The organism is Actinotalea endophytica, from assembly GCF_025717005.1.
Lineage (GTDB): Bacteria > Actinomycetota > Actinomycetes > Actinomycetales > Cellulomonadaceae > Actinotalea.
Genome location: NZ_JAOVZU010000005.1, coordinates 114,280 through 128,435, shown reverse-complemented (window position 1 = coordinate 128,435; position 14,156 = coordinate 114,280). Strand labels below are relative to the sequence as shown.

At 72.8% G+C, this 14,156-nt stretch carries 12 protein-coding genes; 8 read left to right on the top strand and 4 right to left on the bottom strand.

The genetic code is table 11. The annotated features are described in order from the left end of the window. Nucleotides 1-16: 16 nt before the first annotated feature. The 5 genes from OEB99_RS09945 to OEB99_RS09925 all read left to right on the top strand — a co-directional run bounded on the left by OEB99_RS09945 (nt 17) and on the right by OEB99_RS09925 (nt 5,747). Nucleotides 17-526 (top strand): bifunctional nuclease family protein, encoded by a 510-nt coding sequence (locus OEB99_RS09945; protein ID WP_263509897.1) that lies wholly within the window; start codon nt 17-19, stop codon nt 524-526. A 164-nt stretch (nt 527-690) separates the two neighbouring features. Beyond that, complete coding sequence (locus OEB99_RS09940) at nt 691-1,260, top strand: MerR family transcriptional regulator (protein ID WP_318011402.1); 570 nt, start codon at nt 691-693, stop codon at nt 1,258-1,260. Nucleotides 1,261-1,416: 156 nt separating this feature from the next. Then, nucleotides 1,417-4,815, top strand: a complete 3,399-nt coding sequence (locus OEB99_RS09935; RefSeq protein WP_263509896.1) for a pyruvate carboxylase — start codon at nt 1,417-1,419, stop codon at nt 4,813-4,815. A 103-nt stretch (nt 4,816-4,918) separates the two neighbouring features. Next, nucleotides 4,919-5,560: an MBL fold metallo-hydrolase gene (locus OEB99_RS09930; RefSeq protein WP_263509895.1), complete on the top strand. Its 642-nt coding sequence runs from the start codon at nt 4,919-4,921 to the stop codon at nt 5,558-5,560. Between the two features lie 22 nt (nt 5,561-5,582). Beyond that, nucleotides 5,583-5,747, top strand: a complete 165-nt coding sequence (locus OEB99_RS09925) for a hypothetical protein (RefSeq protein ID WP_263509894.1) — start codon at nt 5,583-5,585, stop codon at nt 5,745-5,747. Between the two features lie 4 nt (nt 5,748-5,751). On the opposite strand, the gene OEB99_RS09920 is transcribed toward OEB99_RS09925, so the two are convergent. Next, nucleotides 5,752-6,099: a hypothetical protein gene (locus tag OEB99_RS09920; RefSeq protein WP_263509893.1), complete on the bottom strand. Its 348-nt coding sequence runs from the start codon at nt 6,097-6,099 to the stop codon at nt 5,752-5,754. Nucleotides 6,100-6,268: 169 nt separating this feature from the next. Between OEB99_RS09920 and OEB99_RS09915 the strand changes: the two genes are divergently transcribed. The 3 genes from OEB99_RS09915 (at nt 6,269) to OEB99_RS09905 (ending at nt 7,897) form a co-directional block, all read left to right on the top strand. Continuing rightward, nucleotides 6,269-6,739: a heme-degrading domain-containing protein gene (locus tag OEB99_RS09915; RefSeq protein WP_263509892.1), complete on the top strand. Its 471-nt coding sequence runs from the start codon at nt 6,269-6,271 to the stop codon at nt 6,737-6,739. Between the two features lie 136 nt (nt 6,740-6,875). Further along, nucleotides 6,876-7,187: a hypothetical protein gene (locus OEB99_RS09910; protein ID WP_263509891.1), complete on the top strand. Its 312-nt coding sequence runs from the start codon at nt 6,876-6,878 to the stop codon at nt 7,185-7,187. A gap of 365 nt (nt 7,188-7,552) precedes the next feature. Next, nucleotides 7,553-7,897: an RNA polymerase-binding protein RbpA gene (locus OEB99_RS09905; RefSeq protein WP_263509890.1), complete on the top strand. Its 345-nt coding sequence runs from the start codon at nt 7,553-7,555 to the stop codon at nt 7,895-7,897. Between the two features lie 64 nt (nt 7,898-7,961). Here the strand turns inward: OEB99_RS09905 and lnt are convergent, their stop codons facing one another. From lnt to OEB99_RS09890, 3 genes are all read right to left on the bottom strand, one after another. Beyond that, nucleotides 7,962-9,506, bottom strand: a complete 1,545-nt coding sequence (lnt, locus tag OEB99_RS09900; protein ID WP_263509889.1) for an apolipoprotein N-acyltransferase — start codon at nt 9,504-9,506, stop codon at nt 7,962-7,964. 295 nt (nt 9,507-9,801) lie between these two features. Further along, nucleotides 9,802-11,346, bottom strand: coding sequence for an amidohydrolase family protein (locus OEB99_RS09895; RefSeq protein ID WP_263509888.1), 1,545 nt, complete (start codon nt 11,344-11,346; stop codon nt 9,802-9,804). Between the two features lie 52 nt (nt 11,347-11,398). Further along, on the bottom strand, nt 11,399-14,155 hold the full coding sequence (locus tag OEB99_RS09890) for a DEAD/DEAH box helicase (protein ID WP_263509887.1): 2,757 nt from the start codon (nt 14,153-14,155) through the stop codon (nt 11,399-11,401). Nucleotide 14,156: the final 1 nt, after the last annotated feature.

The window sequence follows — 14,156 nt, the reverse complement described above, 5'->3', positions numbered from 1 at the left end:
ACGTAGCGTGGTGTCCATGGCAACCGGACTCGTCGAGCTCGAGGTCCTGGGCGTGCGGCGGCAGAGCAGCGTCGACCAGGTGGTCGTGCTCCTGCTCGACGCCGCCGGTCGGCGGCTGCTGCCGGTGGTGGTGGGGCCGGCCGAGGGAGCGGCCATCGCGGCCGGGCAGGCCGGCATCGTGCCGCCTCGGCCGATGACGCACGACCTTCTGGTCTCGGTCCTGGAGACGTGCGGCGTCGGGGTTGCCCAGGTCGAGATCGTCTCGCTGGAGGACGGCGTGTTCCACGCGGCGCTGGTGCTCGACACCGGCGACCGGGTGGACTCGCGCGCGTCGGACGGCGTGGCACTGGCGGTACGGCTCGGGTGCCCGGTGCTGTGCGTGTCCGAGGTGCTGGACGAGTCGGCCCTCGAGGTCGAGGGCGTGACCCCCGAGGACGAGGTCGAGGAGTTCAAGGCCTTCCTGGAGAACGTGACTCCGGAGGACTTCGAGAACGCGCCGCCGGAGGGGCCGGTCGAGCCGGGCTGAGGGCCCGATCCGGGGCAAATCTGACCCTCAACCTGAACCTGAGACACGCCGCCGCGACACGCCGACGTGGTTCGGGCGTGGCGTCGTTGACGGTGCACCCTGCCGGCCCTAGCGTGGCAGGTGTCCGGCGGGGTGCCGGCGCGAGGGGAGGCACGGTGGGCGGCGTGGATCAGACTGCCGACCAGACGGTCGGTGTGCCGCAGCGCGTGCAGGGCCTGCTCTTCGGCGACGAGCTCCCCGAGCTGGACGCGAGCACGGGTTACCGCGGCCCCACCGCCTGCCGGGCTGCGGGGATCACGTATCGCCAGCTCGACTACTGGGCACGCACGGGGCTGGTCGAGCCGAGCATCCGCTCGGCGAGCGGCTCGGGGACCCAGCGGCTGTACAGCTTCCGCGACATCCTGGTGCTCAAGGTCGTGAAGCGTCTGCTCGACACCGGGGTCTCGCTGCAGCAGATCCGCACGGCTGTCGCGCACCTGCGTGAGCGCGGTGTCGACGACCTCGCCCAGATCACCTTGATGAGCGATGGTGCGAGCGTCTACGAGTGCACCTCGCCGGACGAGGTCGTCGACCTCGTCCAGGGCGGCCAGGGTGTGTTCGGGATCGCGGTCGGCCGTGTCTGGCGTGAGGTCGAGGGCAGCCTCGCCAGCCTGCCGACGGCTCGCGCCGAGGACGACGCCAACCACCCCGGCGACGAGCTCGCCGCGCGGCGTCGGGCGCGCACCGCGGGCTGACGTTCGCGACCCTGCCCCCACGGGGGGCCGAGTTCGCGCACGCCCGCCGAGCCCCCTCGGCTTGGGCCTTTGGACACTTGTCCGCCAGTCGGAAAGCGGGCGCTCGTCACCCGTCTGCCGCTACCGTGACGCCAATACCGTCCGGAGGGGTGAGCCGTGTTCTCGAAGGTCCTGGTCGCCAACCGCGCCGAGATCGCCGTGCGGGGCTTCCGTGCCGCGGTGGAGCTGGGCGCGCGCACCGTCGCCGTGTTCCCGTGGGAGGACCGCAACTCCGAGCACCGGCTGAAGGCTGACGAGGCCTACCCGATCGGTGTGCCGGGACATCCGGTCCGCGCCTACCTCGACGTCGACGAGATCCTCCGGGTCGCGCGCGAGTCGGGCGCCGACGCCGTGTACCCGGGCTACGGGTTCCTCTCCGAGAACGCCGGGTTCGCCCGGGCGTGCGCGCAGGCGGGGCTGACCTTCGTCGGGCCGCCGCCCGAGGTGCTCGACCTCACCGGCGACAAGGTCCAGGCGATCCGAGCAGCCCGGGAGGCCGGGCTCCCCGTGCTCGCGTCGAGCGACCCCTCGGACGACATCGCGACCCTGGTCGCCGCGGCCGAGCCGATCGGCTTCCCGCTGTTCGTCAAGGCCGTGGCCGGTGGCGGCGGGCGCGGGATGCGTCGCGTCGAGACCGCTGATGCGCTGCCCGAGGCGATCGACGCGGCGATGCGCGAGGCCGGCAGCGCGTTCGGCAACCCTCAGGTGTACCTGGAGCAGGCGGTCCTGCGCCCCCGCCACATCGAGGTGCAGATCCTGGCGGACGCCACGGGCGAGGTCGTACACCTGTTCGAGCGGGACTGCTCGGTCCAGCGGCGACACCAGAAGGTCATCGAGATCGCCCCGGCACCGAACCTGGACCCTGCCCTGCGGGACCGGCTCTGTGCCGACGCCGTGGCCTTCGCCCGGCACATCGGCTACGTCAACGCGGGGACGGTCGAGTTCCTGGTGGACACGGCGGGGGAGCGGGCCGGCAGGCACGTCTTCATCGAGATGAACCCGCGTATCCAGGTCGAGCACACGGTGACCGAGGAGGTCACCGACATCGACCTCGTGGGCGCGCAGATGCGCATCGCCTCGGGGGAGACGCTCGCGGACATCGGCATCGCGCAGGAGACGGTCCGGATCAACGGTGCCGCGCTGCAGTGCCGGATCACCACCGAGGACCCGGCCAACGGCTTCCGTCCGGACACCGGCCGGATCGTGGCATACCGGTCTCCGGCCGGGGCCGGCGTGCGCCTCGACGGTGCGACCGCGACGGCTGGCGCCGAGGTGAGTGGCCACTTCGACTCCATGCTGGTGAAGCTCACCTGCCGGGGCCGGGACTTCGGGACGGCCGTCCGCCGGGCCCGCCGGGCGCTGGCCGAGTTCCGGATCCGCGGCATCCGGACGAACATCCCGTTCCTCCAGGCCGTGCTGACCGACGAGGAGTTCGTCGCCGGCGACCTGTCCACGTCCTTCATCGAGGAGCGGCCCGAGCTGCTGATCATCAAGGAGAGCCAGGATCGCGGGACGAAGCTCTTGGCGTTCGTCGGCGACGTCACGGTCAACCGGCCGCACGGCGCCCCGCGTGACCAGCTGGAGCCGCGCGAGAAGCTGCCGGCGGCGGACCTGGCCGCGGCCCCGCCCTCGGGCAGCAGGCAGCGCCTCCTGGAGCTCGGGCCGGACGGGTTCGCCCGCGCACTGCGCGAGCAGGTGCCGGTGGCCGTGACCGACACGACGTTCCGCGACGCCCACCAGTCCCTGCTCGCCACCCGGGTGCGGACCTACGACCTCGCGGTCGCCGCGCCGCACGTCGCCCGGCTCACACCCCAGCTCCTCTCGGTCGAGGCCTGGGGCGGGGCGACCTACGACGTCGCCCTGAGGTTCCTCGGCGAGGACCCGTGGGAGCGCCTGGCGGTGCTGCGCGACGCCCTGCCGAACGTGGCGATCCAGATGCTGCTCCGCGGCCGGAACACGGTGGGCTACACGCCCTACCCGACCGAGGTCACCGCGGCGTTCGTGAGCGAGGCCGCGTCGACGGGCATCGACATCTTCCGGATCTTCGACGCCCTGAACGACGTCGACCAGATGCGGCCCGCGATCGACGCCGTCAGGGCCGCGGGCAGCGCCGTCGCCGAGGTGGCGCTGTGCTACACCGGCGACCTCACCAACCCTGGCGAGGACCTGTACACGCTCGACTACTACCTGCACCTCGCGGACGAGATCGTCGCGGCCGGCGCGCACGTCCTGGCGGTCAAGGACATGGCCGGCCTGCTGCGCCCGTTCGCGGCGTCTCGCCTGGTCACGGCGCTGCGCGAGCGCTTCGACCTGCCGGTCCACCTGCACACCCACGACACCGCCGGTGGCCAGCTCGCGACCCTCATGGCGGCGGTCGCGGCCGGTGTGGACGCTGTCGACACGGCGTCGGCATCGATGGCCGGCACCACGAGCCAGCCACCGATGTCGGCGCTCGTGGCGGCGCTCGAGCACTCCGAGCGCGATACCGGGCTCTCGCTGCGCAACGTGATGGACCTCGAGCCGTACTGGGAGGCGGTGCGCAAGCTGTACGCACCGTTCGAGTCCGGGCTCCCTGGACCCTCCGGACGGGTCTACGACCACGAGATCCCGGGCGGGCAGCTGTCCAACCTGCGCCAGCAGGCGATCGCGCTGGGCCTGGGGGACCGGTTCGAGCAGATCGAGGCGATGTACGCCGCTGCGGACCGGCTGCTCGGCCGGCTGGTCAAGGTGACGCCGTCCTCGAAGGTGGTCGGCGACCTCGCACTGCACCTGGTCGCGCGTGGGGCCGACCCCGAGCACTTCGCGCAGTCGCCGGGGGACTACGACATCCCGGACTCGGTGGTCGGGTTCCTCGGGGGCGAGCTCGGCACGCCTCCCGGGGGCTGGCCGGAGCCGTTCCGGACCAAGGCATTGGCCGGTCGCACACCTGGCAAGCGGATCGCGCCGCTGAGCGAGGCCGACCGGGCAGAGCTCCGCGGGGACTCGGCGACCCGGCGGAACCGCCTGAACCACCTGCTGTTCCCTGGGCCCACCAAGGAGCTCGAGGCGGTGCGGGCCCAGTACGGCGACGTCAGCGTGCTCGACACGGCCACCTACCTCTACGGCATGCGCCCGGACCACGAGGTCACGATCCAGCTGGATCGGGGCGTGGGTCTCCTGGTCGGCATGGAGGGCGTCGGCGAGCCCGACCAGCGCGGCATGTGCACCGTCATGTTCACCCTCAACGGCCAGCTCCGGCCGTTGCAGGTGCGCGACGTGTCGGTCGAGGTCGACCAGGTCACGGCCGAGAAGGCGGATCCTGGCCGTCCGGGGCACATCGCCGCTCCGTTCGCAGGTGCCGTGACTCCGACGGTCCAGGAGGGCCAGAAGGTGTCGGCCGGCCAGACGGTGGCGACGATCGAGGCGATGAAGATGGAGGCCGCGATCACCACGCCCGTCGGCGGGAAGGTCCGGCGGCTCGCGATCGGCGCCATCCAGCAGCTCGAGGGTGGGGACCTGGTTCTCGTCGTCGAGTGAGTGCCGCCCACGCGCCGGTACACCGACAGAACGGGCAGCAGCACGTCGGCGGCGCGCGGCGAGACCGCATGCGGGCGGCACGCTGCGGGACGAGAATGCTGCCATGCGCCTGACCGTCTGGGGACACTCCTGCATCAGCATCGACACGGGTGACGGGCGGCTGGTGGTGGACCCCGGCTCGTTCTCCAGGGCCGACGCTGCGCTCGAGGACGCCGGGACGGTCCTCATCACCCACGAGCACGCCGATCACGTCGTCCCCGAGCACCTGGTGGCGGTGCTCGAGGCGCGGCCCGATCTCGCGGTCCACGCCCCGGTCGAAGTGCTCGAGCTGCTGATGGAGCACGGCGCGCCGGGAGCGCGCCTTCACGCGGTCAGCGTGGGCGACCGGCCGGCGGTGGCCGGGACGGACGTGCTGGTCGGTGGCGGTACGCACGCCGAGATCCACCCCGACGTGCCACGCCCGGCGAACGTCGGATACCTGATCGGCACGGTGTGGCACCCGGGCGACTCACTCGACCTGCCGCCCGGCGACGCCGAGGTCCTGCTGCTGCCGGCGGCCGCGCCGTGGCTCAAGCTGGCCGAGGCCATCGACTTCTGCCGTGCCGTCGCGCCCCGCGTCGCGGTGCCGATCCACGATGCGATCCTGTCGGACCCCGGCCGTGCCCTGGCGGACCGCCTGCTCTCCGGGCTCGGACGTGCGGGGGAGTACCGGCGGTTGGCGCCGGGGGAGAGCCTCGAGGTCTGAGCCCACCGACGGGAGGTCGGCAATGAGCGTCCCGCACCCCGAGCACCCGGACCCGCTGGGTCACCTCGGCGACGAGATCGACGTTCCTCATCTGGAGGTGGACGAGAACGTGCCACCGCGACCGGAGGAGGAGATCGCCGACGCAGACGCCGGCACCCGGGCGGAGGTCGCGGACCCGGAGGCGTGACCGGTCAGGCGTTGCGGTGCGGCTCCTCGCCGTCTTGGTCCTCGGGTTCCGAGGTGTCAGAGCCTGACAGGTGTGCGGTGGGCGCCGCTGCGTCGTCACCTGCGACCTCGAGCTCGCCCTTGCGGCGTGCCTCTTCGATCCGCCAGTCACGGTAGAGCCGGAACAGTCCCACGACGCCGATCACCAGGCCGACGGCGGCCATCACCCAGTTGCCCCAGAAGCCTTCGGTCTCGCCGGTGAGCGACGGCCACTGGTACCAGATGATCGCGCCGCCGGCGACGCTCCACAGGCCGCCGGACCACCACCAGTTGTCACGGAGCGTGCGGGGTCGAGGCGTCTCAGGCTGACTCACCCGCCCGATCCTACGGGGAGTGGGCTCGGGTCCCGGACCGTGCTCGTCCGGGCCGGCGCTCAGAGAGGAATGACATAATGTTCATTATCGGCACACGTGGTTCGGACGTCACCGTCCCGGTAGCGTCCTCGCAGGCCGCACCGGCGGCCGCACCGGGAGGTCTTCTGCCATGTCCGACTCCGACATCGTTGCCCACCTCGAGGCCGAGCACGCCCGTCTCGTCCTGGAGCACTTCGACCACGCCGACGCCTGGACGCTCGGCTGCGCGATCGTCGAGCTCGCTCAGGAGCGCTCCCTGCCGGTGGCGATCGACATCCACCTGGGGCGTCAACAGGTGTTCCACGCCGCGATGCCCGGCAGCACCGCGGAGAACGACCTGTGGATCGCCCGCAAGCGTGCCGTCGCCGAGCTGACCGGCCGCCCGTCGTTCCTCGTAGGACGTCGGCACGCAGCAGCCGGCACGGACTTCCATGCCGCGACCGGGCTTCCGGCGCGCGAGTACGCCACGCACGGCGGTGCTGTGCCGCTCGTCGTCCGAGGCGTCGGCCAGGTGGGTGTCGCGACCGTGTCCGGACTGCCGCAGGCCCAGGACCACGCACTCGTCGTCGAGGCGATCGAACAGACGTTCGATATCGCCTGAACGGGTGATGACACGTGCGGCGGCGGGTGAAACCGCGACGTGGGGTGTGACCCGGGCCACACACCGCAATAGCGTCGACATGGCGCTCCGGACATTCCGGACGTCCGCACAACCAGCACCGAACCGAGGAGACACCGTGAACGTTCGACGCACCGTTGCGATCGCTGCGAGCACGCTTGCACTGGCCGGCATCGCTGCCCCCGCCAGCGCCGTCAGGCCGGTCACCCCCGAGACCCACGATCCGGCGTACTGGGAATCGATGGGCTACACGAACTGCTACAAGATCGAGTACTCCGACGGCCTGCACCAGATCGCCAACCCTGGTCAGCTGGGAGTCGTTCTGATCAAGGCGGGCACCGACTACTACGGCGCCGGCTACTACGGCGAGTGGATCGACAAGGACATCAGCTTCGTCATCTTCTGCGACCCGGAGTACCAGAACACCTGATCCGTTCCGTCGCGGTCGCGACGAGGGGCGCCGGGCACCTGCCCGGCGCCCCTCGCGCACGTCTCCGGGCGTCCCGTGCGCGGCGAGGGTCGATCGGCCTGAGCGGGACGCCTCAGGCGCCCGTGGCCCGCGCGCCCCGGTCCGCTCCCCCGGGCCCTGCGGCCCCCCGGGAGGGGTCTCGTGCAGATCCGGTGACGAGGGCACGCCAGCGGTTGCGGGCGTAGCGGACCCGGAGGACCGTGGTGGTCGTCGTAGAGCGGGTGTTCACCGAATCGCCACACCCCGCGCGGAACAGCGTCGCTGAGTGGGGCGTTGAACGTGTGCGGGGCGCGCCCGCCCCCCACGCCCTGAACGGAGGTGTCGCCATGGCCGATCGATCGCTACGCGGAATGAGCATCGGCGCCAAGAGCCTGGAGAGCGACCAGGGTGTCGAGCTTGCTCCTCGTCTCGAGGCGCGTTACGACTGCCCGAACGGGCACACGATCGTGCTGCCCTTCTCGGCGGAAGCCGACATCCCGGTCGTCTGGGAGTGTCGTTGTGGGGCCGAGGCCCTGCTGCGCGACGCCAGCAAGCCCGAGGCCAAGTCCGGCAAGCCGCCGCGCACCCACTGGGACATGCTGCTGGAACGCCGGACGGTCGGTGAGCTCGAGGAGCTCCTCGCCGAGCGCCTGGAGCTGCTGCGCGCAGGCAAGCTGCGTCGCTCCGCCTGACTCGATCGCACGAGGCCCCCGGTCCGAACCGGGGGCCTCGTGGCGTGCTCGGGCGGAAGCAGGGTCAGCGCCGCCGCGCCCCGACGGCGCCGACGACCCCCGCGAGCGTGACGACCACAGCCAGTGCTCGGAACGCCCACGAGATCTCGTCGCCGAACCTGCTCGCCGGTGTCAAGGTGCTGCGCAACGGCATCGACGCGACGAGCTGGGCCGCGGTGAACAGGTCAGTCTCCTGGGTGACGACCCCGTTCGGCGCGATCACGGCGCTGACACCCACCGTGGAGATCTGCAGGGTCGCGCGGCCGTGCTCGATCGCGCGCAGCCGCGACATCGCGAGCTGCTGGGTCGACTCGTCGGTGCGACCGAAGGTCGCGTTGTTGGTCTGGATCACCAGGACCTCTCCCCCGGCGGTCACCGCCTTGCGCACGATGTCGTCATAGGCGACCTCGAAGCAGATCACGTCGCCGATGCCGACCGTGCGGCCCAGCCGCGGCACGTCCACAGGGATCAGGCCGACGCCCGTGCCGGGCAGCATGTCGGTGTTCACCCGGTCCACCGCGTCCGAGAACAGCCGCGCGATCGAACGCATCGGGATGTACTCCGCGAACGGAGCGGGATGCTGCTTCGCGTACGTCGCGACGGGGCCGAGCTCGGGGTCCCACAGCATCGCGAGGTTGTAGCGGCCCCCGGTGTCCGGGTACTCCTGCGTGCCGAGCAGCAGGGGTGCGTCGAGCGCCGAGGTGACCTCGTTGACCGCTGCCTCGGTCTGCGGGTCGGTCCGCGGGTCGAAGTCGGCACCGTTCTCCGGCCACACCACGAGGTCGAGCTCGCCCGGATCGACCTGGTCCAGCAGCGCGAGGCTTCCCTGGGCGTGGTTCGCCAGCACCTCGCGCGCCTGGTCGAACGAGGCGAGCCCCCGATCGGGCACATCGCCCTGGACCGCCCCGACCTCGAGCCGGCCGTCTTCGGCCTGGCTGTCCAGCGGGACGAGGATGCCGACGGTGAGCAGGGCGAACGCCGCGAGCAGCGCGCCCGACGCCAGACCGATCTCGATCTGGCGCACCCGGGCGAACGCCACCGCGAGCAGCGCTCCGAGCGCCACGACGACCGCCGTGACCAGCGGGACTCCCCCGAGCCAGGCGAGCCTGCCGAGCGGTGAGTCCGCCTGGGAGAACGCCAGGCGGCCCCACGGGAAGCCGCCGAACGGCAGCACGGACCGCGCCTCCTCGAGTCCGGTCCACAGCACGGCCACGGCCGGCACCTGCCACCGTGCCGCGGTGGCGATGACCGCCCCGCGGCGCGTCCAGGTCCACGCGGCGCCGAACACCGCGACGAACAAGGACTCGGCGACGCACAGGGCGAGCCACGGCACCGTGCCGACGGCGCCGTCGATCCAGGCGATGTGCGGACCGAAGAACGCGAGGCCCCACACCAGGCCGACGAGCGCGTTCCACCACGCTCCGTCGCGGCCCATCGCCAGCAGGAGCAGCGCGATCCCGACGGGCGCGAGTGGCCACCAGCCCACGCCGGGGAAGGCGAGGTCGGTGACGATCCCACCCAGGACGGCGAGGACGAGCGACGTCAGCCGTCGGGGGGAAGGCAGCAGCACCGGGTCAGCGTACGTGAGGTGAGGGCCTCCCCCGGCGCCGACTGGCCCGTGCGTCCTTCGTACCGGACGCATGTCCGTTGTCTACTGAACGCACGGGCCAAGCCGGAGCCACCGCAGCGGCACCTCAGGCGGGTGGGTGCAGGCGGTGGGACATCGCGAAACTACTCGTTCCCAGGCGTCAGTCAAGCCCGCGTCGCCGCAGGTCAGAGCCGTTGCTGCAGGTCAGTGCGGGTCACTTCGGTGTGGGTGATCATGACCCGGCCCCGGCGTGTCGCGCGGCGTGTCGCTCTGTGCCTCAGGCGAGTGTGTCGTGGATCACGTGGCCCGCGCGCAGGGTTCGGACGCACACCGGGTCGGGGATGTCCGGGCCCAGCTCCGGCAGCAGCGGTGTCCCCGCGCGCGGATCCGTGCTCCACGCCGCGAGGCGTCCGTCGGGTGCCTGCACCACGAGGCGGTCCGCACGCCACATCGCGAGGTGGGCCGGAGCTCCGACCCGGATCTCGCCCGCGCCTGCGCCGTCCAGGCCGGCCAGACGCCAGCCGCCGCGGGTGTGCGCGCGGAACGCGGCACGGGCCGATATCCGCTGCTCGGCCTCGGGGTGCAGCACGGCGGCGCGGACCGCGCCCCAGGGGTCGAACCGACCGGGAGCGGACGCCAGCCCGAGCGGTACCCCGGCGCCGGCCAGGTCCGCGAGGGGCAGGAGTCCGCCCGCCCTCAGGGCGCCCAGGCGCCGGGCGGTGACCGAACCCTTCGCGAGAGCCGCGGCGGGCGCGACGGTTGCGCGGATCCCGAGGAGCACGAGCGTGGCCAAGGCGGGCGCGTCGACGAGCTCGAGCCCGTCGATGCGGTGCCCCGCGGCGTGCAGCGCGGCGACGCCTTCGACGTCCCCCGCAGCGCGGAAGCCGAGGAGGAGCTCGTCGAGCGCGGCGTCACCGTGCGCGCGGAACCCGGCCTGCAGGCCCGCTCGCGTGGTCGACGCGACGTGGTTGGCGATCCGCTCGGCCGACAGCAGGAGTGTGCCCCGCTCCTGCGGTGCGTCGGCGTACGGCTGACGCAGCACGGCGCCCCACGACGCGATCGTGCCGTCCACCGCGAGATCGCCGCCGATGCCGGTGAGCCCGGGGATCTCTGCGCGGATCGCGCGAGCGTCGTCGGTCGTCTCGCACAGCTCCGCCCGGTATCCGACGACCAGGGGCGCTCCGGAGTCGTCGTCGGCGGTCGCGGCGATGAGCTTCGCGAGGTCCGCTCGGCTGCCGACCTCAGGGAGCGAGTGCTCGTGGACCGCGACGACCCCGGCCCGCGCGGCTGCGGCGAGACCGCGCTCCGGAGCGTCCGGAACGGCCGCGAGAAGGGCCGCGACGGCCCCCAGGAGCGCGTCACCGCGCAGCGTCCCCCAGCCGTCCGCCGACACCTGACCGGGACCGGCGAGCCCGGCCGTCACGTCGTCGGTGAGCAGCAGGACCGGGCGGCCGCCGACCGCGCGGTCGAGCTGTTCGGCCCCGAAGCCGAGATCGGCGTCGTCCGGCGGGCTCTGCCAGCCGTGGCCCACGACGGCCGGCCCGTCCACGGGGGCGAGCGCATCGAGCACCGCCTCGCCGTGCAGCCCGGTCACGTCGACCGCGCCCACACCGGCCAGGGCGAGGTGCGCGTGGCTGCTGACGAAGGCCGGAGTGACGAGTGCGCCGTCGAGGTCCACGACCTCGTCCGCCTCGGCCGCGACCCGATCCGCGGCCTCGTCCGGGCCGAGCCAGGCGACGACTCCGCCGGCGACGAGCAGTGCCTCGGCGAACGGGTCGGCCGCGGAGTGCACGACCCCGCGTCGGTAGAGGGTGGCCGTCACGGGTCGCACGCTAGCGCTCCAACCGTGCTCGCGCTCGCGGGTCCGGGCTCGATCAGACCGAGCTGTAGGCCACGACGCCGCGCCGGACGCGCTCGGTGGCGGCGCGGGCGGTGGCTCGTGTGCGCTCGTCACGCGTGGCCTGGGCGACCTGGTCGAGCAGGTCGAGCACCTGCTTGGCCCAGCGGACGAAGTCGCCCGCGGCGAGCTCGGTGCCCGCGAGCACCGGCCCGAGGCCCTTGCCGGAGGCCCAGCGGTGCATGGGTCCGACGAGCCCGAGGTCGAGCCGTCTCGTCGACGACAGCCCGACCGACTGCTCGAGGTCGTCGAGCCGCGACCACACCCGCACGGTCGCCTCGACGGCGGCCGCCAGACGCGCACCGCCCGGCACCTGCGCAGGCTCACCGCCCTCCTCGCGACGCGCCTCGAAGACGACCGCCGCGACGACCGCCGCGAGCCCGGCCGGGTCCAACCCGTCCCAGGCACCGCCGCGCAGGCACTCGGCCACCAGGAGGTCGTTCTCGGCGTAGAGCCGCCGGAGGGTCTGCCCCGCCGGGGTCACCGTCGACTCGGGTGTGAGGTACCCGGTGGTGGTCAGCACGTCGCACACCGTGTCGAACACGCGCGCGATCGAGCTCGTCCGCGCCTCGATGCGTCGGACGAGGGCGGCGTGCTCCTGGGAGAGGCGGTGGTGCCGCTCGGCCCAGCGCGCGTGGTCCTCGCGGTCGGAGCAGCCGTGGCAGGGATGGGCGCGCAGGCGTCGCCTCAGCTCGGCGATGGTCGCGTCGTCGGCGGCGGCGGAGCGGATCTTCGGCGCCGGCGTCGTGGGCCCGGTGCGCTGCGCCGGGTCGGCCAGCGCGGCGCGAAGGGCCGAGGCGAGGTCCGCCCTCGCGCGTGCGTTGCGCGGCTGGAAGTTCTTCGGCACCCGCATCCTGGCCACCGTGTGCGCCCCGCGGGCGAGGTCGGGGGCGCGCAGCGTGCGGACCTTCTTGTCCAGGGTCAGCACGACGGGCTCAGGCCCGTCGAGGCCGTCGGCGCCCGGGTCGAGGACGACTGCGTGGCCAGCGCGTCGCCCCCCGGGGATCTCCAGCACGTCGCCGCGGCTCAGCCCCGCGAGCTCGGCGCGAGCGGCGGCGCGGCGACGACGCTGGGCGTCCCGGTTCAGGTCCTGCTCGCGCTGGGTCAGCGACCGGCGCAGGGCGGCGTACTCCGCGAAGTCGCCGAGGTGGCACGTCATGGCCGAGGCATACCCGTCCAGCGCCTCGGCGTGGGCACGGGCCTGGCGCGCCAGTCCCACGACGGCACGGTCGGCCTGGAACTGGGCGAAGCTCTGTTCGAGGACCTCCCGGGCGCGCTCCCGGCCCACCTGCGACACCAGGTTGACGGCCATGTTGTAGGTGGGCCGGAAGCTCGAGCGCAGCGGGTAGGTACGCCGTGAGGCAAGGCCGGCCAGGGCGACCGGGTCGAGGTGACCGTGCTCGACGACGACCGCGTGGCCCTCGACGTCGATCCCCCGGCGGCCGGCGCGCCCGGTCAGCTGTGTGTACTCCCCCGGGGTGAGGTCCGCGTGGGCGGAGCCGTCCCACTTCGTCAGGGTGTCGAGCACGACGCTGCGGGCCGGCATGTTGATGCCGAGCGCCAGCGTCTCGGTCGCGAACACCACCTTCACCAGGCCGAGCGAGAAGAGCTCCTCGACGGTCTCCTTGAACACCGGGAGCAGACCCGCATGGTGCGCGGCGATGCCGCGCTCGAGGCCCTGTGCCCACTCCCAGAAGCCGAGCACGCCGAGGTCGCCGGCCGGGATCGCGGCGGCACGTTCGGTGACCAGGGCGTGGATCGCGGCCTGTTCGGCCGCGGACGTCAGGCGCATCCCGGTACGCAGGCACTGCGCGACCGCCGCGTCGCACCCGGCCCGGGAGAACACGAAGAAGATCGCGGGGAGCAGTGCGTTGCGGTCCAGCACGTCGACGACGGCGGCGCGTGGGACGCCGCGGCGGGCCGCGGGTGGCCGCCCGCCGCGTCCCTTCCGGTGCTCACGCCACGGCTGGGGTGCCGAGCGTGCGCTGCGGCGCAGCGCGACCAGCAGGTCGGGGTTGATCGGCGGGTCGACCCCCGGATCGGTCGCGTCCACCTCGCCGGCGTAGAGGTCGAACATGCCGTCCGCCGTCAGGACGTGCTGCCACAGGGGCACCGGACGTATCTCGCTGACCACCACGGAGGTGTCGCCACGCACCTCGCTGAGCCAGTCGCCGAGCTCCTCGGCGTTCGACACCGTCGCCGAGAGGGAGACGATCTGGACCCGCTGCGGCAGGTGCAGGATGACCTCCTCCCACACCGGGCCCCGGAACCGGTCCGCGAGGTAGTGCACCTCGTCCATGATCACGAAGCCGAGGTCGTCGAGCGTGCGTGACCCCGCGTAGAGCATGTTCCGGAGCACCTCGGTGGTCATCACGACCACCGGCGCCTCACCGTTCACGGTCGTGTCACCGGTGAGCAGGCCCACCCGGTCGCTGCCGTGCTCGGCGACCAGGTCGTGGTACTTCTGGTTGCTGAGCGCCTTGATCGGGGTCGTGTAGAACACCTTGACGCCCTGGTGCAGGGCCAGGTGCACCGCGAACTCCGCCACGACCGTCTTGCCGGCGCCGGTCGGGGCCGCGACGAGGACGCCGCGGCCGGCCTCCAGCGCCCGGCACGCCTCGACCTGGAACGGGTCGGCCTCGAACGGCAGGTCACGCAGGAAGGCACCGAGCTCGCTCCGCGCGACCTGGGCCCTGGCACGGGCCGCGGCGTACCGCTCGGCCGGGGAGGACATG

Coding starts and splice junctions, on each gene's coding strand:
- OEB99_RS09915 (WP_263509892.1), top strand. CDS start 6,269: ATGTCCGACTCCGACATCGTTGCCCACCTCGAGGCCGAGCACGCCCGT.
- OEB99_RS09930 (WP_263509895.1), top strand. CDS start 4,919: ATGCGCCTGACCGTCTGGGGACACTCCTGCATCAGCATCGACACGGGT.
- OEB99_RS09925 (WP_263509894.1), top strand. CDS start 5,583: ATGAGCGTCCCGCACCCCGAGCACCCGGACCCGCTGGGTCACCTCGGC.
- OEB99_RS09890 (WP_263509887.1), bottom strand. CDS start 14,155: ATGTCCTCCCCGGCCGAGCGGTACGCCGCGGCCCGTGCCAGGGCCCAG.
- OEB99_RS09905 (WP_263509890.1), top strand. CDS start 7,553: ATGGCCGATCGATCGCTACGCGGAATGAGCATCGGCGCCAAGAGCCTG.
- OEB99_RS09945 (WP_263509897.1), top strand. CDS start 17: ATGGCAACCGGACTCGTCGAGCTCGAGGTCCTGGGCGTGCGGCGGCAG.